The 21,272-nt window shown below is 39.7% G+C and carries 17 protein-coding genes and 1 pseudogene; 12 read left to right on the forward strand and 6 right to left on the reverse strand.

Translation table 11 applies throughout. From position 1 onward, the window contains the following. Positions 1-785: pseudogene (locus BSAG_RS11880) on the reverse strand (hypothetical protein); the annotation flags it as partial. Positions 786-1,417: 632 nt separating this feature from the next. Then, positions 1,418-2,224, reverse strand: coding sequence for a KilA-N domain-containing protein (locus BSAG_RS11875; RefSeq protein ID WP_004312702.1), 807 nt, complete (start codon positions 2,222-2,224; stop codon positions 1,418-1,420). Positions 2,225-2,569: 345 nt separating this feature from the next. Between BSAG_RS11875 and BSAG_RS11870 the strand changes: the two genes are divergently transcribed. Continuing rightward, positions 2,570-3,271 carry an SGNH/GDSL hydrolase family protein gene (locus BSAG_RS11870; RefSeq protein ID WP_008016251.1) on the forward strand — a complete coding sequence of 234 codons (702 nt, stop codon included), beginning with the start codon at positions 2,570-2,572 and terminating at the stop codon, positions 3,269-3,271. Between the two features lie 482 nt (positions 3,272-3,753). On the opposite strand, the gene uvrB is transcribed toward BSAG_RS11870, so the two are convergent. Then, the gene (gene uvrB, locus BSAG_RS11865; protein WP_004312704.1) at positions 3,754-5,784 is read right to left on the reverse strand and encodes an excinuclease ABC subunit UvrB; all 2,031 of its coding nucleotides are present in this window, start codon (positions 5,782-5,784) and stop codon (positions 3,754-3,756) included. A 135-nt stretch (positions 5,785-5,919) separates the two neighbouring features. Here uvrB and BSAG_RS11860 point away from each other — a divergent pair, with 135 nt between their 5' ends. The 5 genes from BSAG_RS11860 (at position 5,920) to BSAG_RS11840 (ending at position 9,850) form a co-directional block, all read left to right on the forward strand. Then, a complete protein-coding gene (locus tag BSAG_RS11860; RefSeq protein ID WP_004312705.1) occupies positions 5,920-7,218 on the forward strand; it encodes a phenylacetate--CoA ligase family protein in 1,299 nt (432 codons plus the stop codon). Between the two features lie 123 nt (positions 7,219-7,341). Next, on the forward strand, positions 7,342-7,767 hold the full coding sequence (locus tag BSAG_RS11855) for an amino acid-binding protein (protein WP_004312706.1): 426 nt from the start codon (positions 7,342-7,344) through the stop codon (positions 7,765-7,767). A 377-nt stretch (positions 7,768-8,144) separates the two neighbouring features. Next, positions 8,145-8,948, forward strand: coding sequence for an outer membrane protein assembly factor BamD (locus BSAG_RS11850; RefSeq protein WP_004312707.1), 804 nt, complete (start codon positions 8,145-8,147; stop codon positions 8,946-8,948). 14 nt (positions 8,949-8,962) lie between these two features. Beyond that, complete coding sequence (locus BSAG_RS11845) at positions 8,963-9,298, forward strand: DNA-directed RNA polymerase subunit omega (RefSeq protein ID WP_004299989.1); 336 nt, start codon at positions 8,963-8,965, stop codon at positions 9,296-9,298. Positions 9,299-9,406: 108 nt separating this feature from the next. Continuing rightward, positions 9,407-9,850, forward strand: a complete 444-nt coding sequence (locus BSAG_RS11840; RefSeq protein WP_004312708.1) for a DUF4293 domain-containing protein — start codon at positions 9,407-9,409, stop codon at positions 9,848-9,850. 266 nt (positions 9,851-10,116) lie between these two features. On the opposite strand, the gene BSAG_RS11835 is transcribed toward BSAG_RS11840, so the two are convergent. Together BSAG_RS11835 and BSAG_RS11830 are read right to left on the reverse strand one after the other, a co-directional pair. Further along, positions 10,117-10,851: a porin family protein gene (locus tag BSAG_RS11835; protein ID WP_004312709.1), complete on the reverse strand. Its 735-nt coding sequence runs from the start codon at positions 10,849-10,851 to the stop codon at positions 10,117-10,119. 7 nt (positions 10,852-10,858) lie between these two features. Beyond that, entirely contained in the window at positions 10,859-12,625 is a 1,767-nt protein-coding gene (locus tag BSAG_RS11830) for a LysM peptidoglycan-binding domain-containing protein (protein WP_004312710.1), read from the reverse strand. Between the two features lie 158 nt (positions 12,626-12,783). Between BSAG_RS11830 and uvrA the strand changes: the two genes are divergently transcribed. From uvrA to BSAG_RS11815, 3 genes are all read left to right on the forward strand, one after another. After that, positions 12,784-15,609 carry an excinuclease ABC subunit UvrA gene (gene uvrA / locus BSAG_RS11825; protein ID WP_008022804.1) on the forward strand — a complete coding sequence of 942 codons (2,826 nt, stop codon included), beginning with the start codon at positions 12,784-12,786 and terminating at the stop codon, positions 15,607-15,609. Positions 15,610-15,798: 189 nt separating this feature from the next. Then, on the forward strand, positions 15,799-16,278 hold the full coding sequence (gene ybaK, locus BSAG_RS11820; protein WP_004312712.1) for a Cys-tRNA(Pro) deacylase: 480 nt from the start codon (positions 15,799-15,801) through the stop codon (positions 16,276-16,278). A 97-nt stretch (positions 16,279-16,375) separates the two neighbouring features. After that, positions 16,376-17,935 (forward strand): peptide MFS transporter, encoded by a 1,560-nt coding sequence (locus BSAG_RS11815; RefSeq protein WP_004312713.1) that lies wholly within the window; start codon positions 16,376-16,378, stop codon positions 17,933-17,935. Positions 17,936-18,007: 72 nt separating this feature from the next. On the opposite strand, the gene BSAG_RS11810 is transcribed toward BSAG_RS11815, so the two are convergent. Beyond that, complete coding sequence (locus BSAG_RS11810) at positions 18,008-18,505, reverse strand: GNAT family N-acetyltransferase (protein WP_004312714.1); 498 nt, start codon at positions 18,503-18,505, stop codon at positions 18,008-18,010. 165 nt (positions 18,506-18,670) lie between these two features. Between BSAG_RS11810 and BSAG_RS11805 the strand changes: the two genes are divergently transcribed. The 3 genes from BSAG_RS11805 to BSAG_RS11795 all read left to right on the forward strand — a co-directional run bounded on the left by BSAG_RS11805 (position 18,671) and on the right by BSAG_RS11795 (position 21,267). Beyond that, positions 18,671-18,997, forward strand: coding sequence for a PadR family transcriptional regulator (locus BSAG_RS11805; protein ID WP_004312715.1), 327 nt, complete (start codon positions 18,671-18,673; stop codon positions 18,995-18,997). 21 nt (positions 18,998-19,018) lie between these two features. Continuing rightward, positions 19,019-20,116: a PspC domain-containing protein gene (locus BSAG_RS11800; protein ID WP_008016256.1), complete on the forward strand. Its 1,098-nt coding sequence runs from the start codon at positions 19,019-19,021 to the stop codon at positions 20,114-20,116. Between the two features lie 152 nt (positions 20,117-20,268). Then, on the forward strand, positions 20,269-21,267 hold the full coding sequence (locus tag BSAG_RS11795) for an MBL fold metallo-hydrolase (RefSeq protein ID WP_008016258.1): 999 nt from the start codon (positions 20,269-20,271) through the stop codon (positions 21,265-21,267). The last annotated feature ends 5 nt before the right edge of the window (positions 21,268-21,272 follow it).

A 21,272-nucleotide genomic window follows, 5' to 3' on the forward strand; every position in this document is an offset into this window, starting at 1 on the left:
GCGGATGGTTTCGTTACAAAAGTTTTGGTTTCATGTGAATTACTCACTTCATTGAAATCGTACATACCTATTGATTGAAGTTTAGTTAGTAGTACTTCTCCTAAAATAGCTTTAGCTTTTTCGAATGTGATACAACCTTTTTTTGACAAAAGTTCATTCATCTCAGGAATTTTCCTACTGTCATCAGAGTTTAACGAATTCAATATAGCATTTGTTTTTTGAATATTTTCTTTTCTAAATAGGTTACCATTGAAATAAAATTTAGAGTCATTATCTAGATTCTCGTAATCAATAAAACCTATTTCTTCACATTGAGAAAATAAATCAACTGTATCTCTAGAAGTCAGTTTATATTCATCTGATATGTATTCTTTTAATTCTTTCTCAGGTTTGGGCAAATCTGATATCCTTTCAGATAACTCTAAAGCAGCCTTTTGATAATTATTTGAATTTGAAGAATCAAATATATTAGCTGTATGTGATAAAACCGTAGAAGTTGTTATGCCTAATACTGAAATACCTCCATTTTTTGCAACATCAATTAAATGTGCCTCTACAAGTTTGTTTTTAATCGTTTCTATCTCTGTTTTTTTTATACTTGAAGCTTTTGCTATGGCATCGACCTTATCTTTATTTAAATCGGTATTTTCATCTGCAGCTAAGTTAGATAGAAAAATTCCGCATTTACCAGCTAGTTCAATATCTTCAAAGTCTTGAGTATCCCTTACATCAAATAGTTTTTTGGTGTGGTGTATCAGCCATGCTCCTTCTGTTCGTTTTTCCATTTTGTTTAATGTTAGAGTTATATTATACAAAGGAACTAAAACTAATTGGAATTTGCAAAAGAATATTTATTTTTTGAGTACAATGTTTTAAAGCCCCATTTCTTTTAAATATGCTTGGGCTGTTTTGTGTTAAATTGGATAAGTATTGATAGTTGAAATAAATGTACTAATACAGTATAAGTTCATTTCTATTGTATGATAAACTATGTACCAAAAATGAGATTTATATAGGCTTCCAAAATGAAATTTGATTGTTTCAATCCAATATTCATTAAGAGTATAAATGAATATTAAGAATGTATGCAGATTTTTGATTATTAGTTGTTTATAGAAGCTATGTGTGAAATCGTAATTTGCAGGCATTCACTTTTATAGTATATTGTATATTTGTGAATATTAACTTCCTAATAGGTGTTGATAATGCTGACCTTATTTCCTTTATTGGCTTATATTTTCTAAGCGAGTTGCGTAAAACAAGTGCGTAAGATAAATGCGCAATTATGATTTTTTAGTATATGATTTAATGCTCTGTATTATAGATGATTAATTAAGGATGTGTTTGTTTCGACTGTATGCATAGGAGGATACTCCTGCTTGTTGTGGTCGTTGAGTTGAATTTGTTGTTCCATAAATTATTTCAATAACTTTTTATTTTTGATATCTTCTAGTATGCTCATTTGTTGAATTGCTATTTGATTTAATTTGATAAGTCTGTCTTTGGGTGTCAAACCTTCATTTATGAAAACGGCATTTAAATTTTCCATGTTTGATAAGCAGATAAGTTCATTGATTGAGGCATAATCACGAATATTACCTTTTAAATTAGGGTGTGTATCACGCCATTCTAAGGCTGTCATTCCAAACATAGCTACATTAAGGATATCAGCTTCGCTGGCATAAATCATGGATGCTTGCTGTGGGGTGATTTCTTGAGGGATAAGATGCTGCTTGATTGCATCAGTATGAATATGATAATTAATTTTAGATAGTTCTCGCTTCGCTGACCAACCAATTTGAGCTTGCTCTTGCTCTTTGAGACGTTGGAATTCTTTTACTATATATAACTCAAATTCAACAGAAATCCAACTTGCAAATTTGAATGCAATATCTTTGTGAGCAAAAGTGCCGCCATATCTTCCGGATTTGGATATGAGTCCAATAGCACAGGTCGTTTCTATCCATTTTTGAGGAGAAAGAGTGAATGCATTTAAACCTGCTTCTTTTCTAAACCCCTCGAATTCGAGGGGTTTAAAATGGGGGTTATATAATATTTCCCATAATCCTAGATATTCAATAGTCATTCTATTACGTAGCCAGTTGGCAATAACAATATTAGCATCTGTTGTCTTGTATTTAGCTATGTCGGTTAAAGAAATATAATCTGTATCGTTGATCTTTAAGATAGTAACGTCTGTGGTCTGAACTGTAATCTTTGCCATATTCTGATTTTTCAGTAAAGGTAAAGTTATATTTGGGAATAAAGAAACGTATATCACTTTTTATTCAAGGTATGTTAAACTCACTTCTAATATATAGGCATAAAAAAAGGAGCAACGCCTTGCTCCAACCTTTGTTAACCTTAAATCTAATACTATGAAAAACACAGTGCAAAGATACGGACTCTTGGGAAATTAGCAAATAATCCAAGTAAAATAGCATGTTATATAACATAGATTAAGAAAAACTTCTTTCGTCTTAACGGTTATTCGATATTTTGGGCGTCTATGTATGGAGTTTTTTTTATCTTTGTGAAAAATATCATATTACTAATACTTAATATAAACATGGATAAAAGAAGATTGAGCCAATGGATGTTATTGGCTGTTGTTTGCTTGAGTTTCTCAATAGGAGAAAGCTATGCACAGAAAAATGATTTTGGAAATTTAGCTCGTTATTCAAAACAAAATGCTGCACTTCCAAAGGCGACGAAGAAAGACAAACGAGTTATTTTTATGGGAAATTCCATTACGGAGGGCTGGGTACGTACTCATCCGGACTTTTTCAAATCAAACGGTTATATCGGCCGTGGAATCAGTGGGCAGACTTCTTACCAATTCTTGTTACGTTTTCGGGAAGATGTGATTAATCTTTCTCCTGCTTTAGTGGTGATTAATGCCGGAACCAATGATGTCGCCGAAAATACACAAACTTATAATGAAGATTATACATTTGGAAACATCGTTTCTATGACAGAATTGGCAAAAGCAAATAAGATAAAAGTGATTCTGACTTCCGTATTGCCTGCCGCTGCATTTAAATGGAGAATGGAAATAAAAGATGTTCCACAGAAAATTAAATCTTTAAATGATCGGATAGAGGCTTATGCAAAAGCTAATAAAATTCCGTTTGTTAATTATTATAAGGCAATGGTGGATGAAAATCAGGCCTTGAATCCCCAATATACTAAAGATGGAGTTCATCCGACAGGCGAGGGGTATGATATTATGGAGCCATTGATAAAAGCTGCTATTGAGAAAGCACTCTAAGGTTTATTGATGTAAATTTTGAAATATAAATGCTGTCTGATAATCAAGTTAGGCAGCATTTATTGTGAATGTGCACTTCTAATGGATATAGTTGTTGAAAAGGTTTTAGATGACGTATAGACATAAAAAAAGGAGCAACGCCTTGCTCCAACCTTTGTTAACCTTAAATCTAATACTATGAAAAACACAGTGCAAAGATACGGAGTTTTGGCAACTTTGCAAATTATAAGCTGCTAATTGGTGTTTTTATAACACTAATTAATAGATTAAATCCTGTGTTACAGGTTTGTTAAGAGTTTCAACCCTTAGCAATCGTAAGTACTCATGCAAAATAACCTTATATTATTAGGCACGGATTGCGCGGATTACGCGGTTGCTTTATAACAGCCATCATTCGAGGAACCGTGTAATCCGTGCCTAGATTTACTATATAGGCTAATTATGGTGACATACTTAGTGTAATATATGAAGAATGGGAGTTTTTACCCCCATTTCTCTTTCATCAAATCTTCCAGTTTCAACAACTCGTCACGGTATTGTGCAGCTTCAATAAATTCGAGTTTCTTGGCTGCTTCCTGCATCAGTTTGCGAGTACGTTCGATACTCTTTTCCATTTGCGCTTTACTCATATACTGCACTACCGGATCTGCTGCAATGTTCGGAGTAGAAGGTTCTACATAAGCATGTCTTTCTTTTAGCAGTTCATCCGCTTCTTTTGCATTACCGAATACCGACAAGTTTCTGGCCTTTTTAATCTGTTGAGGAGTAATTCCGTTTGCTTCATTGTATGCCAACTGTTTTTCGCGGCGGCGATTGGTTTCGTCAATCGTCAGTTTCATGCTATCCGTCATCCTGTCCGCATACATGATTACCTTGCCGTTTACATTACGGGCAGCACGTCCTGCGGTTTGCGTCAGTGAACGGTGGGAGCGGAGGAATCCTTCTTTGTCAGCATCAAGAATAGCAACGAGCGACACTTCCGGAAGATCGAGTCCTTCACGGAGCAGGTTGACTCCGATAAGCACATCATAGATTCCTTGCCGGAGATCATCCATAATCTTCACACGTTCCAATGTATCTACATCACTATGGATATAGTTACATCTTACATTATTATTAAGAAGATACTCTGCCAGTTCTTCTGCCATTCGTTTGGTTAGTGTGGTGACGAGTACGCGTTCTTCCTTTTCAATGCGGAGCTGGATTTCTTCCATTAAGTCGTCAATCTGATTAAGGCTCGGGCGCACTTCGATGACAGGATCAAGCAGTCCTGTAGGACGGATCACCTGCTCTACGACGATACCTTCAGACTGAATCAGTTCATAATCTGCCGGTGTGGCACTGACGTAAATTACCTGTTTTGCCATTTCCTGAAACTCTTCAAATTTTAACGGACGGTTATCCATAGCCGCAGGCAATCGGAAACCATACTCCACCAGATTGATTTTACGTGCACGGTCTCCTCCGTACATCGCACGGATTTGAGGTACACTTACATGGCTTTCGTCAATGACAATCAGAAAATCATCCGGAAAGAAATCGAGCAGACAATAAGGACGAGTGCCGGCAGCACGACCATCGAAATAACGGGAATAGTTCTCAATTCCGGAGCAATGCCCTAATTCCCGGATCATTTCCATATCGTAAGTCACCCGTTCATAGAGCCGTTTGGCTTCATATTCTTTACCGATAGACTCGAAGAATGCCACTTGTTTGGTCAGATCATCTTCTATTTCGTGGATAGCACGGAGAGTTGCCTCTTTGGTCGTCATAAACAAATTGGCCGGATAAATCTTATAGGCGTCGAATGGAGCAATGGTGACTCCTGTAATCGGGTCTACTTCTTCTACACCATCAATCTCATCTCCCCAGAAGGTGACACGGAGCAGATTGTCGGTATAAGCCAGATAGATATCCACAGTATCACCTTTAACGCGGAAATTTCCACGGTTCAAGTCAATATCATTGCGGACATACAAGCTGTCTACCAGACGACGTAAAAAGACATTGCGGTCCATCATCCGTCCCCGTTCTATTTCAATGACATTTTTGTAGAAGTCCGAAGGATTTCCCATACCGTAGATACAAGAAACGGAAGAAACCACTACCACGTCTTTTCGTCCGGAGAGTAGGGCAGAAGTGGCCGCGAGTCGAAGCTTGTCGATTTCGTCATTGATGGCAAGATCTTTCTCTATATAAGTATCACTGCTCGGGAGATAGGCCTCCGGCTGATAATAGTCATAGTAAGAAACGTAATATTCTACCGCATTATTGGGGAAGAAACCTTTAAACTCACTATAGAGCTGGGCAGCCAATGTCTTGTTATGGCTCAAAATCAACGTAGGTTTGTTGATATTGGCGATCACATTGGCAATGGTAAATGTTTTTCCCGATCCGGTCACTCCCAGTAAAGTCTGTGCGGGAACTCCCTGAAGTACCCCTTCAGTCAGTTGTGCTATCGCTTCCGGCTGATCCCCGGTAGGTTTGTAAGCTGATGTTAGTTCATAATTCATAGTTAAATCCTAAAAAGTGGAGCAATATTCGGTAAAATAATCGAGATAACAAATCATTTTTCCAAATAAATCCTTTACTTTGCAACATATTAATATCAAAAAACAGATTCATACAACTAGTAATACCAGAAACACATGATTTGGAATGAGAGCATTGAGTGTATGGACCGCGAAAGTCTTCGCAAGATTCAAAGCATACGACTCAAGAAAATTGTAGATTACGTCTATCACAACACTCCTTTCTATCGAAAGAAGATGCAGGAAATGGGAATAACCCCCGATGATATCAATAGTATCGATGATATTGTAAAACTGCCGTTTACCACGAAACATGATTTAAGAGATAATTATCCGTTCGGACTTTGTGCCGTGCCGATGAGCCAGATTGTACGTATTCATGCCTCTTCCGGAACGACCGGAAAGCCGACGGTTGTCGGATATACCCGTAAGGACTTGGCCTCCTGGGCGGAATGTATATCACGTGCTTTTACCGCTTACGGAGCGGGCCGTTCTGATATTTTTCAGGTATCATACGGATACGGACTGTTTACGGGCGGACTGGGAGCACATGCCGGAGCCGAGAATATCGGTGCTTCTGTTATTCCGATGTCCAGTGGCAACACTGAAAAACAGATTACCTTGATGCATGATTTCGGATCGACAGTGCTTTGTTGCACCCCTTCTTATGCGCTTTACCTGGCAGATGCAATTAAAGATTCCGGTTTGCCACGTGAAGAATTTCAACTGAAAGTCGGTGCGTTCGGTGCGGAACCCTGGACGGAAAATATGCGTCATGAAATTGAAGAGAAACTGGGAATCAAAGCATACGATATTTATGGGTTGAGTGAGATTGCCGGACCGGGTGTCGGTTACGAGTGCGAATGTCAGAACGGCACTCACTTGAATGAAGACCATTATTTCCCGGAAATTATCGATCCGAATACTTTGCAACCGGTTGAACCGGGACAAACGGGCGAACTGGTGTTTACCCACCTCACCAAAGAGGGTATGCCATTGCTCCGTTACCGTACGCGTGATTTGACTGCCTTGCATCATGATAAATGTTCTTGCGGTCGTACATTAGTACGTATGGATCGTATTTTGGGACGCAGTGATGATATGTTGATTATCCGTGGTGTAAACGTATTCCCGACACAGATTGAATCCGTCATCCTTGAAATGGCAGAATTTGAACCGCATTATTTGTTGATAGTGGGTCGTGAAAATAATACCGATACGATGGAGCTCCAGGTTGAAGTACGTCCGGAATTCTATTCTGATGAGATCAACAAAATGCTGGCTTTGAAGAAAAAGCTGGGAGGACGTTTGCAAAGCGTACTTGGATTGGGAGTCAACGTGAAATTGGTAGAGCCTCGCAGCATTGAGCGTAGCGTAGGTAAAGCAAAACGTGTGATTGATAACAGAAAAATATAAATAAGTATTAGGTATTAAGTATTAAGTATTAACCATGCGGGTGATCTTGGAACTACGGTAATACTTGTTGCCTAATACCTAATGCTTGTTACTTAATACTTATTACTTAATACTTTAATAAATATGGTAGCAAAACAACTTTCTATCTTTTTGGAAAATAAGTCAGGCCGTTTGACGGAAGTGACTGAAGTGCTGGCGAAAGAAAATATCAATCTTTCTGCCTTGTGCATTGCCGAAAATGCTGATTTTGGTATTTTGCGTGGAATTGTATCCGATCCGGATAGAGCATACAAAGCTTTAAAAGATAATCATTTTGCAGTGAATGTGACTGATGTAGTAGGTATAAGCTGTCCCAATATACCGGGTGCTTTGGCAAAAGTGCTGGGATATTTATCAGACGAGGGTGTATTTATTGAATATATGTATTCGTTTGCCAATAACAATATTGCAAATGTGGTAATTCGCCCTAGCAATCTGGATAAATGTATCGAGGTATTGAAAGAAAAGAAAGTCGATCTGCTGGCTGCAAGTGATTTGTACAAGCTGTAGATATAGCAGTAAACGATAAACAGGGAACGGTAAATAGCTGTGTTGTCTTTGAATGGGATAACACATTTGTTTGCCGTTTTCTGCTATAAAAAATAGTGACGCTATCCCGGGCATATACCGTCACTATTTTTTTTCTGCCTTATAACAAGTTTTTTTCTGTCTTATAACAAGGAATCTGACGTTTGTTCGTCAGGTTTATGTCAATCATGATTTCTGTGTGATTCGTTTATTACCTGCCGTTTACAGTTTGGTGTTTGCAATTCGACGTCATTTTCTCTCCTTTTGTCGATGTTTAACGCCTTTTATGTATTAAAAAACACAGATTAATTGCTAAATTCCCAGCGAATAAGTAACTTTGCGCATTATTTTTAAATAGGATGAAGAAAAATATCATTATAACTTTGCTTGCGGCGGCTACTCTGACATCATGTGGAGAGTACAATAAATTGCTGAAAAGCACCGATTACGAATACAAGTACGAAGCCGCCAAAAACTATTTTGCGAAGGGACAGTATAATCGTTCAGCTACGTTGCTGAATGAGTTGATAACCATTCTGAAAGGAACCGATAAAGCGGAAGAGTCTTTGTATATGTTGGGAATGAGTTATTATAATCAGAAAGATTATCAGACAGCTGCCCAGACATTTATCACCTATTTCAATACGTATCCCCGTGGCACTTTTACCGAACTAGCACGTTTTCATGCAGGTAAAGCTTTATTCCTGGATACCCCGGAACCACGTTTGGATCAATCAAGCACTTATCAGGCTATCCAGCAGTTGCAGATGTTCATGGAATATTTCCCGAACAGCACAAAGAAGCAGGAAGCACAGGATATGATTTTTGCTTTGCAGGATAAGCTGGTTTTGAAAGAACTTTATTCTGCAAGATTATATTATAATCTGGGTAATTATTTAGGCAATAACTATGAGTCTTGTGTAATCACAGCTCAAAATGCACTGAAAGATTATCCTTATACTGACTATCGTGAAGAACTTTCTATCTTGATTCTGCGTGCAAGACACGAAATGGCTATCTATAGTGTAGAAGACAAGAAGATGGATCGTTATCGCGAAACAGTGGACGAATATTATGCTTTCAAGAATGAATTTCCTGAAAGTAAATATTTGAAAGAAGCCGAGAAAATATTCAATGAATCACAGAAAGTAATTAAAGACTAAATTTAAATAGATTTATGGACTACAAAAAAACGAATGCTCCTGCTACAACAGTAACCCGTGACATGATGGAACTCTGTGCTGATACAGGTAATGTTTACGAAACTGTTGCCATTATTGGCAAGCGTGCTAATCAGATCAGTGTAGAAATCAAAAACGATCTTTCAAAGAAATTGGCAGAGTTTGCCTCTTACAATGACAACTTGGAAGAAGTGTTTGAAAATAGAGAGCAAATCGAAATTTCTCGTTATTATGAGAAATTGCCGAAACCGGACTTGATTGCTACGCAAGAATACATCGAAGGGAAAATATATTATAGAAATCCGGCTAAGGAGAAAGAAAAACTTCAGTAATTTATTTTCTGACGAAGAATTTGATAGTCAAGTAGTAAGTGGGATGATTATCCCTACTCCTTATTGCTTGGCTATTATTGTTTAACTCAACTACTATTTAGAATACTTATGATTCAACGAATTCAAACTGTTTATTTATTGATTGTTGCAGGATTGCTGATTACAGCTATGTGTATGCCAATAGGTTACTTCATTGATACAATGGGCGAACATCCTTTTAAGGCATTAGGATTGGAAATAAACGACGCTTTTCAGTCTACATGGGGTTTATTTGGGATTCTGATGCTTAGTACTATCGTTGCCGTGGCTACTATTTTTTTATATAAGAACCGTATGTTGCAGATTCGCATGACGATTTTCAATAGCTTGTTGTTGGTTGGTTATTACATTGCTGCCCTTGCTTTTTATTTTGCGTTGAAGAATGATGCAAATATGTTCCGGGTAGGCTGGGCGTTGTGTTTACCACTTATTTCCATCATTCTGAATATATTGGCTGTTCGTGCTATTGGACGCGATGAGGTGATGGTAAAGGCTGCGGATAGATTGAGATAAGACTTTTCCCTATATCTGGGTAATTCGTTAATATGATTAATGAAAAGCATCGCTTTATAAGAGTTAAAGCGGTGCTTTTTGCTCTCTAAAGCTATGCTTTAGCATCCCTAAAACGGTGCATTTACTGAATATCCCTATTTTAAAGATACAAATAAGGCAACTAATTCATTGCGAGTTAGTTGCCTTACTTATTTAAAGAGCATCCCTAAAGCGATGCTTTGTAGATATTCAAGCTCCTTCTCTCGAAAGGGAGGAGGGAGAGGATTTTATTTCTTCAAGTCAAATAGGTACGTGAGCTTTATGGTAATTGTTCCATGCGCTGCACGGGCGAAATAGTCTTTCTTTGTGGTGCTGTAAAAGTCGGACAGCGCAAAATAGTAACGGCCTTCAACGATGAAGCTGCCGGCTTTCTTTGTTCGGAGTTCTACACCGCCGCCACCGGCAATACCGTAGTCGAATTTATTCTGAATCTTAACTCCATACACCGCTTTCTGTGTATTGGATAAGGTGTTCATATCAATACCTTTTATTGTTTCCGATTCGCTTATCAGAAAGCTGATTTGAGGACCTGCATGAACAAAGAATTGTAATCCTCTGTCTCGTCCGAAAGCAAGATGGGCTAGAAAAGGAATATCAATATAGGTCATTTTGCGGGTGTAAGTTTTGCTCGGATCCTTCGAGGTGACTTCATATCCGTTATCGTCCAATGATACCGTTTCAAACAATTGGTCCCAACCCCTTTGTGATACATTCAATTCGACTTGTGCACCGCAAATCATGGCAAAATACTTCTCGGATATATAACGTGCCGTCAAGCCTCCGGTAATTCCCATCAAGCTATTTTGCTTGATGCTGGGAGTGAAAGAAACACTGTTTAAGTTGACACCTCCATTAACACCTACTGATAAATTGCTGCGTGCTTCTCCAATTTGGGCAGTGGCAGGAAGAGCAAATCCTGTAAGTAGGAGTGTTGCAATCAAAAATGGTTTTATCTTTATCATTTTCGTATTATTCGAAGTCAAGTTTTACTAATTCAAAATTCTTAGTGAAACGTATGAAGAACACTTTTTTATTAATAAATCCTCCCCAGTTGTTCACGCGCTGGAATTTGAATCCTGTCTGAATCGGAGTCAGATTCATCTTAGTCAGGTTGTTTTCAAGTTCTGAACCGTAACGTGACAATCCTTTTAGGAAGAAGAAGCCGGTATCAAATCCAAGCATTGCATAATTGGGCCACTCGCTTACTAAATCCTTGCTGTACCATCTGTGGTAATTGTTGGTAAATTGCACAGCAGCCGGGAACAAGGTATTTGTATAGAATGAGGAATAGAAATATGTATCCAGTTCAAAGAAACTTTCCAAATAATCTTTGGTGTAAGTCTGCCATTCCGGATAACCGAACAGGTGTATTTTTTCTACAGGATTCTCTCTGACTAACAGTGTCAGTTGAGGAAGTATCTTGATCAGTATGACATTATTGCCCGATGTGGGGATAAAAATATTTTCTTTATCATTGCGGAGTGTTGTTTTTAATATTTCTTTAGTTGCGCTTTCGCTAACACTTTTCATGGAGATCCCTTTGTTTTTCAATTCTTGTTTCAAACCGCTAATAAATTCCGCTTTTTCCTTATCACTATTTGCCGATTCAATAAAGATAACATGAGCATTAGGAAATTGACGGGTGAAATGTTCGTAAACTTCCGAATACAAATAAGATTGTGGTGTGTTGATTTGATAAACAGCAGGATTGTTGAATACTTCTTCCCCTTTCTTAGAGAAAGGAATCACCAGACGTATGTCGTTCTTCTCCGCGAAGTCTGACAATGGTTTTATTTGATTCTGATGCATCGGACCGAAGATGATATTCATACTCTTCATCTCGTTTTTGGCAAGAATCGTATTTAATGTAGAAATGTCTTTTCCGCTATCATATACATATAAATCAAGAGAAACGCCCGTACGTTTCAGACTGTCTACTGCCATCAGGAAACCTTCGTAATATTCCACCATGCGTTTGTCCTCCTGGAAAGGCAACAACAAGGCAGCCTTAATAGTAGACAGCTTTTGGGGAGTCTCCTTATTTTTGCGGAAAAGCTCGCTATTGCTGGGAGGAACAGCGTATGGATCTTCCTTCTGTGTAGGTTGTACGGTGGTTGCTGCCGGGTAGGGGATGCAAAGGAATTGTCCCTTTTTCATGCCCTTTTTCAGTTCCGGGTTAGCGTCAATCAACTCCTGCTCGCTGATTCCGTATTCACGGCTCACGCTGAATATAGTCTCTTTGCGCTTTACCTTATGCATATCTTTGCATCTCGGAACAACAGGACCTTGAATAGTCGATTGTTCAGTAGGCGTTTGAACTACGGCGTCAGTTTGTTCTTCTTTTTTCTGCGGAATCAGAATAACTTGTCCGATACGGAAATTCTCGGCACTCAAACCTGGGTTTGCTTCACAAATATCTTTGGCGGACACATTATACATCGTTGTCAGTTTGTACAATGTTTCTCCGGCTTGGATCGTATGGAATGTTTCTCCCTTCTGGCTTTCTTTCCCAGTAGGGATTTTGATGGTCTGTCCGGCATAGATTTTTTCGTCACAACCAGGATTCAGACGTATGATGTCTGACGTAGTGACATTATACATCTTGGAAATGGAGTATAAACTTTGTCCTTTTTCGATGGTATGCAAGAAATAAGATTGGTTTTCCTGTGCATAACTGATAGCGTATGAAACGCTTATAAAAAGCAGAAATAAGAATATTCGGTTTATCGGTTTCATCAAATTATAACTATTGGTTCTTGAAATCAAGGAACAAAGGTACAAATAATGCCCTATATCTTCATAAGATTTGAGTTAAGAAAATAATATTGTGCTTTTTTAGGAGCATATTTCGGGCGGAAACATTAATTTTGCAACATTTATGGAAGGATATGAATATGCAGGAAACAGAATATATTAATGTGTACGGTGCGCGCGTGCACAATTTGAAGGACATTGATGCCGAGATTCCCCGTAATAGCTTGACTGTTATCACCGGATTGAGCGGTAGTGGAAAATCTTCTTTAGCCTTCGATACGATTTTTGCCGAAGGACAGCGCCGCTATATCGAAACTTTTTCAGCCTATGCCCGCAATTTCCTGGGCAATCTGGAACGTCCGGATGTCGATAAAATAACAGGCTTGAGCCCGGTTATCTCCATTGAACAGAAAACAACGAATAAAAATCCCCGTTCTACCGTAGGAACAACTACCGAGATCTACGATTATCTCCGTTTGTTGTATGCCCGTGCGGGAATCGCTTATTCGTATCTGTCGGGGGAAGAAATGGTGAAATACACCGAAGAGCAGATTCTGGATTTGATTCTGAAAGATTATAAAGGAAAGAAAATATATCTGCTGGCGCCATTGGTACGTTCACGTAAAGGACATTATAGAGAACTTTTTGAACAGATACGTAAAAAAGGATATTTATATGTACGAGTAGACGGAGAAGTGCGTGAAATCACGCATGGTATGAAGCTCGACCGTTATAAGAACCACGATGTAGAAGTGGTTATCGATAAATTAGTGGTTGCAGAGAAAGACGACCGGCGTCTGAAACAGAGTGTGGCAACTGCCATGCGTCAGGGAGACGGGCTGATGATGATTTTGGATGCCCAGTCCGAAAGTATCCGGCATTATAGTAAGCGACTCATGTGTCCTGTCACCGGGTTGTCTTATCGTGAACCTGCTCCGCATAACTTCTCATTCAATTCACCGCAAGGAGCGTGTCCGAAGTGTAAAGGGTTGGGAGTAGTCAATCAGATTGACGTGGACAAAGTGATTCCCGATCGTGAACTTTCCATTTACGAAGGTGCGATAGCTCCTTTGGGAAAATATAAGAATGCGATGATTTTCTGGCAAATCGGTGCTTTGCTTGAGAAGTACGATGTAACGTTGAAAACACCGGTTAAGGAGTTGCCGGACGATGCGATTGATGAAGTGTTGTATGGCTCTGACGAACGGATTAAAATCAAGAGTTCGCTGATCGGCACTTCATCCGATTACTTTGTTACCTATGAAGGAGTGGTGAAGTATATTCAGATGTTGCAGGAGAAAGATGCTTCTGCGACAGCGCAGAAATGGGCGGAACAATTTGCCAAAACAACGGTTTGTCCTGAATGTAAAGGGGCTCGCCTGAATAAGGAAGCTCTGCATTTCCGCATCCACGATAAGAATATTAATGAATTGGCAAACATGGACATCAACGAGCTGTATGACTGGTTGATGAAGGTAGATGAGTTCCTTTCCGATAAGCAGAAGAAAATATCAGTAGAGATTCTGAAAGAGATTCGTACACGTTTGAAGTTCCTGCTGGATGTCGGTTTGGATTATCTGGCGTTGAACCGTAGTTCTGTCAGCCTTTCCGGTGGTGAGAGCCAGCGTATCCGTTTGGCTACACAAATTGGTTCTCAATTGGTGAATGTGCTTTATATTCTCGACGAGCCGAGTATAGGTCTGCATCAGCGTGATAATTTGCGTCTTATCAACTCTTTGAAAGAACTCCGTGACATGGGAAACTCCGTGATTGTGGTGGAACATGATAAGGATATGATGCTGGCTGCCGACTATGTCATCGATATGGGACCAAAAGCCGGACGTCTCGGTGGAGAGGTTGTTTTTGCAGGAACTCCCCAGGAGATGCTGAAGACCGATACGATGACTTCGCAATACCTGAATGGAAAGATGAAGATAGAAATCCCCGCCAAGCGTAGAAAAGGAAACGGGAAATCTATCTGGCTGAAAGGAGCGAAAGGGAATAACCTGAAGAATGTCGATGTAGAGTTTCCGTTAGGAAAACTAATTTGCGTGACAGGTGTATCGGGAAGCGGGAAATCTACTTTGATTAATGAAACTCTGCAGCCGATTCTATCGCAGAAGTTCTACCGTTCTTTGCAGGATCCTTTGGAATACGATTCGATTGAAGGATTGGAAAATATCGATAAGGTAGTGAATGTCGATCAATCACCTTTGGGACGTACGCCACGCTCCAATCCTGCTACCTATACCGGTGTGTTCTCTGATATCCGTAATCTGTTTGTAGGGCTTCCGGAAGCTAAGATTCGCGGTTACAAGCCGGGACGTTTTTCCTTTAATGTTTCAGGCGGACGTTGTGAAGCCTGTACGGGAAATGGTTATAAGACAATTGAAATGAATTTCCTTCCTGACGTATATGTGCCTTGTGAAGTATGTCACGGCAAACGTTATAACCGGGAAACACTGGAAGTACGTTTCAAGGGAAAATCGATTGCCGATGTATTGGACATGACAATCAACCGTGCCGTGGAATTCTTTGAAAACGTTCCGCAAATCTTGAATAAGATAAAAGTATTGCAGGATGTCGGACTCGGATATATAAAGTTGGGACAATCTTCTACCACACTTTCCGGTGGAGAAAGCCAGCGTGTGAAACTGGCAACGGAACTGTCGAAAAGAGATACAGGCAAGACCCTTTACATCCTTGATGAACCGACTACCGGACTTCATTTTGAAGATATCCGCGTACTGATGGGAGTACTGAATAAGCTTGTGGATAAAGGGAATACGGTTATTGTCATCGAACACAATCTGGATGTGATTAAAATGGCGGATTATATTATCGATATGGGTCCTGAAGGTGGTAAGGGCGGGGGAGAACTCCTTAGTTACGGAACACCGGAAGAGGTTGCGAAGAGCCCTAAGGGATATACACCTAAGTTTCTTCGCGAAGAACTGGGGCTCTAATTTGAAGCATAGAGCGAGTGCGTTCCTCCAATAAAGTCAACTATTCTTAATCATATTAATTAAGGCGCGGATTACATGGTTTTTATTTAATTAGAGCCGTGTAATCCGTGCCTTAATAAAAGTCATAGAGGACTTTGTCTCTCATTAATTCTTTATTTATCAGATATAGAAAGTATAAATACAACGAAAATGAAAATCAATAAAACAAATGCCGCACGGCTGTTAGATAAGGCTAAGATAGCCTATGAACTGATTCCTTACGAAGTGGATGAAAACGACTTAAGTGCTGTTCATGTAGCAGCAGATTTAGGAGAAAACATTGAGCAAGTGTTTAAGACTCTTGTCCTCCATGGCGATAAAAGCGGATATTTTGTCTGTGTCATTCCGGGAGAACATGAAGTTGACTTGAAACTGGCAGCTAAAGCTTCGGGTAATAAGAAGTGTGATTTGATTCCCGTAAAAGAACTTCTGCCACTTACCGGATATATCCGGGGAGGGTGTTCGCCTATCGGCATGAAGAAACATTTTCCTACTTATATCCATGAAACCAGCCGGGAGTTTCCGTATATTTATGTAAGTGCCGGTGTGCGGGGACTTCAGATAAAAATAGCTCCGGAAGATTTGATTCGTGAATCCAAGGCAGAAATTTGTCGTTTATTTGAGGAGTAGTTTAACAAATCATTGTGCAAAAACTCAAGAAAAAGTATATATTTGCAAGAAATATTTATTTAAATCAATCATTTATTAATTCTAAAAACTTATATCTATGTTCAGTAAACACCCTAAAGGTCTGATTGCTGCAGCTTTAGCTAATATGGGAGAGCGTTTTGGCTTCTATATTATGATGGCGATTTTGACATTGTTTATTTCAGCGAAATTTGGATTGTCCGAGACAACTACCGGATACATTTATTCCGCGTTCTATGCTTCCATTTATATTTTAGCTTTGGCGGGAGGTGTTATTGCTGATAAGACGAAAAATTTTAAAGGCACTATTTTAGTAGGGCTGATATTAATGGCTATCGGTTATTTGATTATTGCCATTCCTACTCCGACCCCTGTTCCTAGTATGGCTCTTTACTTGGGATTAACTTGTTTCGGACTTTTGGTGATTGCTTTTGGTAATGGTTTATTTAAAGGAAATCTGCAGGCTTTGGTAGGCCAGATGTATGATGACCCTAAATATTCAAACCTACGTGATGCCGGTTTCCAGATATTTTATATGTTTATCAATATTGGAGCTGTTTTTGCACCGTTTATTGCTATTGGTGTGCGCAACTGGTGGCTGAAGGTGAACAACTTTGATTATGATGCCACTTTACCTGAATTGTGCCATCAATATTTAGAAAAAGGAAATGATATGGCTCCACAGGCAATGGAGAATCTGACAACTTTGGCTAAGAGTGTTGTTCTTGACGGGACTCCTGTAACAGATATGGGTATGTTTGTTAATAACTACCTTGATGTGTTTAACCGTGGTTTTCAGTATGCTTTTATGGCTGCTATTGGTGCTATGCTTGTTTCGCTGATTATTTATATGGCAAATAAGAAGCGTTTCCCGGATCCTGCGACTAAATTGGAAACTAGTAAAGGTACTGCGGCTGTGAATAAGGAAGAAATCCAAATGAGCGCTACTGAAATCAAACAACGTATCTATGCTTTGTTTGCAGTATTCGGTGTTGTTATTTTCTTCTGGTTATCTTTCCACCAGAATGGTTATTCTTTGACTTATTTTGCCCGTGACTATGTGGATTTGAGTGTTATTAATATCGACTTAGGTTTTACGCAGATCAAGGGAGCTGAAATATTCCAGAGCGTTAATCCGTTCTTCGTTGTATTCCTGACTCCATTTATCATGTGGATGTTCGGCTCAATGAAAAAGAATGGTAAAGAACCTTCTACCCCGATGAAGATTGCCATCGGTATGGGTATTGCCGCATTAGCGTATGTATTCTTGATGGTATTCTCCTTTACATTACCTTCGAAAGAGGTGTTGGGCACTATGAGTGCTGCTGAAATAAATGCTATTCGTGTGACTCCGTGGATTATGATCGGTCTGTATTTCATCCTTACAGTTGCCGAATTGTTCATTTCTCCTCTGGGATTATCGTTTGTATCTAAGGTTGCTCCTCCTCATTTGCAGGGATTAATGCAAGGTTGCTGGTTAGCTGCAACAGCTGTGGGTAATTCACTGCTGTTTATCGGTGGTATTCTTTATACCACTGTTCCTATCTGGGCTTGCTGGTTAGTATTTGTAGGCGCAACAGGTGCTTCTATGATTGTAATGCTTTCAATGGTAAAATGGCTGGAACGCGTAGCGAAATAGAATCCCGTCATTGACTAAATAACAAAATGCCCCGGAACATTCACGATACTTGTTCCGGGGCATTTTGGTTTATTAAATATCCAATCCCATAATATAATCATTCATATAATACCCGTTGCCAATCGGGAAATCACCTTCCCGTAACTTTCTCATTCCCATGTATTCGTAAAACTGCAAGGCTTTATTATTACGATTCACGTTAAGTTCCATCAGACAAGGTTCCGGATGCATCCCTTTGATACATTTGATTGCTTCCTTAAATAAGAAACTGCCACAATGCGCACCCTGAAAGCGGGGGAGAACATAGATTTTCTGAAGATGGAATACATCTTTTCCCTGTTGCTGTACAGAGACGTATCCGCATGGCTCATCCTCTTTGTAGGCGATGGAATACACATGTCCTTCTTCCTCCATTTGCTTGCGCACATTGGAAGGAGCATACATCCAGTCCATCATATAATCCAGTTGTTCAGGAGATAAAATATCCTTGTAGGTGGCGGGGAATACCTCCTTTGCCATCATATGAATAAGCTCGCAATCGGCTACCGTTGCTTTTCGAATTGTAAACATACGTATTTTCTATTTTATGGTTTAACGGGCACAAATATAGCCATTATTTCTTTTTATAATAAGGTGGGCGCTCTCTAATGTTTTAATTATTATTAATTTATAGTACTTTGTAATGCAAGGTACTTAAGTAATGCATATATTTGTGCCATCTAAAAGAAGTGAATAATGAAAGTAGACAATGTGAAATCACAGATGAGGAAAGGCATGCTTGAATATTGCATCATGCTTTTGCTGCACAAAGAGCCTGCCTATGCTTCTGATATTATTCAGAAATTGAAAGAAGCCCAGCTGATTGTAGTGGAAGGCACCTTGTATCCGTTGCTGACCCGTCTGAAAAATGACGACTTGTTAAGTTATGAATGGGTGGAATCTACCCAGGGACCTCCCCGCAAGTACTATAAACTCACTGAACAAGGAGAAACCTTTTTGGGAGAACTGGAAATTTCCTGGAAAGAACTTAACGACACAGTGAATCATATAGCCAATAGATAATTAGAAAAAGAAGAAATAAAAATGAAAAAGACATTGACCATAAATTTAGGAGGAATAGTTTATCATATAGATGACGATGCCTACCGACTGTTAGACAATTATCTGTCTAATTTGAAACATTATTTTCGTAAACAGGAGGGTGCGGAAGAAATTGTAGACGATATTGAGATGCGTATTGCCGAACTGTTTGCCGAGAAAGTAACTGAAGGAAAACAGGTCATCACAGTTTCGGATGTAGAAGAAATTATCGCCCGCGTAGGCAAACCGGAAGATTTTGGTATTGCTGACGAGGATACAGATTCACAGAAAAGAACGGAGCAAGCATCGTCCGCTAATCAAAGTAATACGCAAACCTCTGCCCAACGTCGCTGGTTCCGTGATCCGGATAATAAATTGTTGGGTGGTGTGGCAGCAGGACTGGCAGCTTACTTCGGTTGGGACATCACATTGGTGCGTATCCTGATGATTATTCTGGTGTTTGTACCTTATTGTCCGATGATTATCCTTTATATTATCGGATGGCTCGTTATTCCGGAAGCCCGTACCGCCGCAGAAAAGTTAAGTATGCGTGGAGAAGCGGTAACCATTGAGAATATTGGCAAAACAGTGACAGACGGCTTCGAACGGGTAGCAGATGGGGTTAATAATTATGTGAACTCCGGTAAACCTCGTACCTTTCTTCAAAAGATAGGCGATGTATTTGTTTCCATTGCTGCCGTTCTTTTTAAGATATTTCTGGTAGCTCTTGTCATTCTTTGTTGCCCTGTCTTGTTCGTATTGGCTGTCGTATTGGTAGCGTTGGTATTTGCGGCAATTGCTGTGGCAGTCAGTGGAGGAGCTTTACTTTATGAGTTGTTGCCTGCCATCGACTGGATGCCGGTTGCCTCTGTATCTCCTATGATGACATTATTAGGTACGATTGCCGGAGTTGCCCTTATTGGTATTCCATTAGGAGCTTTTTTGTATACCATCTTGCGCCAGCTATTCCATTGGTCACCAATGGGAACAGGTTTGAAATGGTCGTTACTGATTTTATGGATATTGGGTGCGGTCATTATGGTTATCAATCTTTCTGCTCTTGGCTGGCAACTGCCTCTGTATGGGCTGCACTGTTGTTAACTAAGCCTCATTCTATTAAAAAAGGATAATATTTATTCTTTTATAAGTAAATGTACCCCGATAGTGTGTCCGGGGTACATTTTTTGTTTCCCCTTATTCACCGTAAATCGAGATTTTTTAGTAAGTTTGTAAATACGTATTCAGGAAATAAAATGGGTGAACATATATGTTTTAGGAGAAACGAACGTTTAGCGACAGTCAATCCTTATTGGAGAGGAAATCCGATGGTGCGCGGACGTTTTTTTAACAGGCAGCATCGCTTCCGTCCGGGGATGGGCAGCGTGTTGAAATGGCGTCTTTCGCCCAATCCCCAACGCAAAGAGAAGAAGACGGTGAAATGGGACCCGAAAGTTTGTTATCTTCGCTCATTGGATGCGATGGTAGGAGATTCTCTGATATGGCTCGGACATAATTCTTTCTTTCTTCAATTAGCAGGTAAGCGAATCATGTTCGATCCGGTGTTCGGCAGTATTCCTTTTGTGAAAAGACAGAGCGAATTTCCTGCTAATCCTGATATATTTACGGAGATTGATTATCTACTTGTCAGTCATGACCATTTCGACCATTTGGATAAACAGAGTATAGCCCGCTTACTGAAGAACAACCCGCAAATGAAACTTTTCTGCGGCTTGGGAACCGGTGAACTGATTCAGGGATGGTTCCCTGAAATGAAAGTGATTGAAGCCGGATGGTATCAACAAATTGAAGATGAAGGATTGAAGATCACGTTTCTGCCGGCACAACACTGGAGCAAACGTTCCGTACGTGATGGCGGTCAGCGACTGTGGGGAGCTTTTATGCTGCAAGGAAATGGGATTTCTCTTTATTATAGTGGTGATACGGGTTATTCCAGTCACTTTCGTGAGATTCCCGACATGTTCGGAGCACCAGATTATGCTTTGTTAGGTATCGGTGCATACAAACCTCGCTGGTTTATGCGTCCCAACCATATATCGCCATACGAATCATTGACTGCTGCCGAAGAAATGCATGCAGGTCTTACCATTCCCATGCATTATGGTACATTCGACTTGTCTGACGAGCCTTTGCACGATCCTCCGAAGGTTTTTGCAGCAGAAGCAAAGAAACGGAAGATTCCTGTGGAGATTCCCTATTTGGGAGAGATTGTAAAATTGAAAAAACAGAAATAATTAGA

This window comes from Bacteroides sp. D1, assembly GCF_000157095.2.
In the GTDB taxonomy this organism is placed as follows: Bacteria; Bacteroidota; Bacteroidia; order Bacteroidales; family Bacteroidaceae; genus Bacteroides; species Bacteroides xylanisolvens.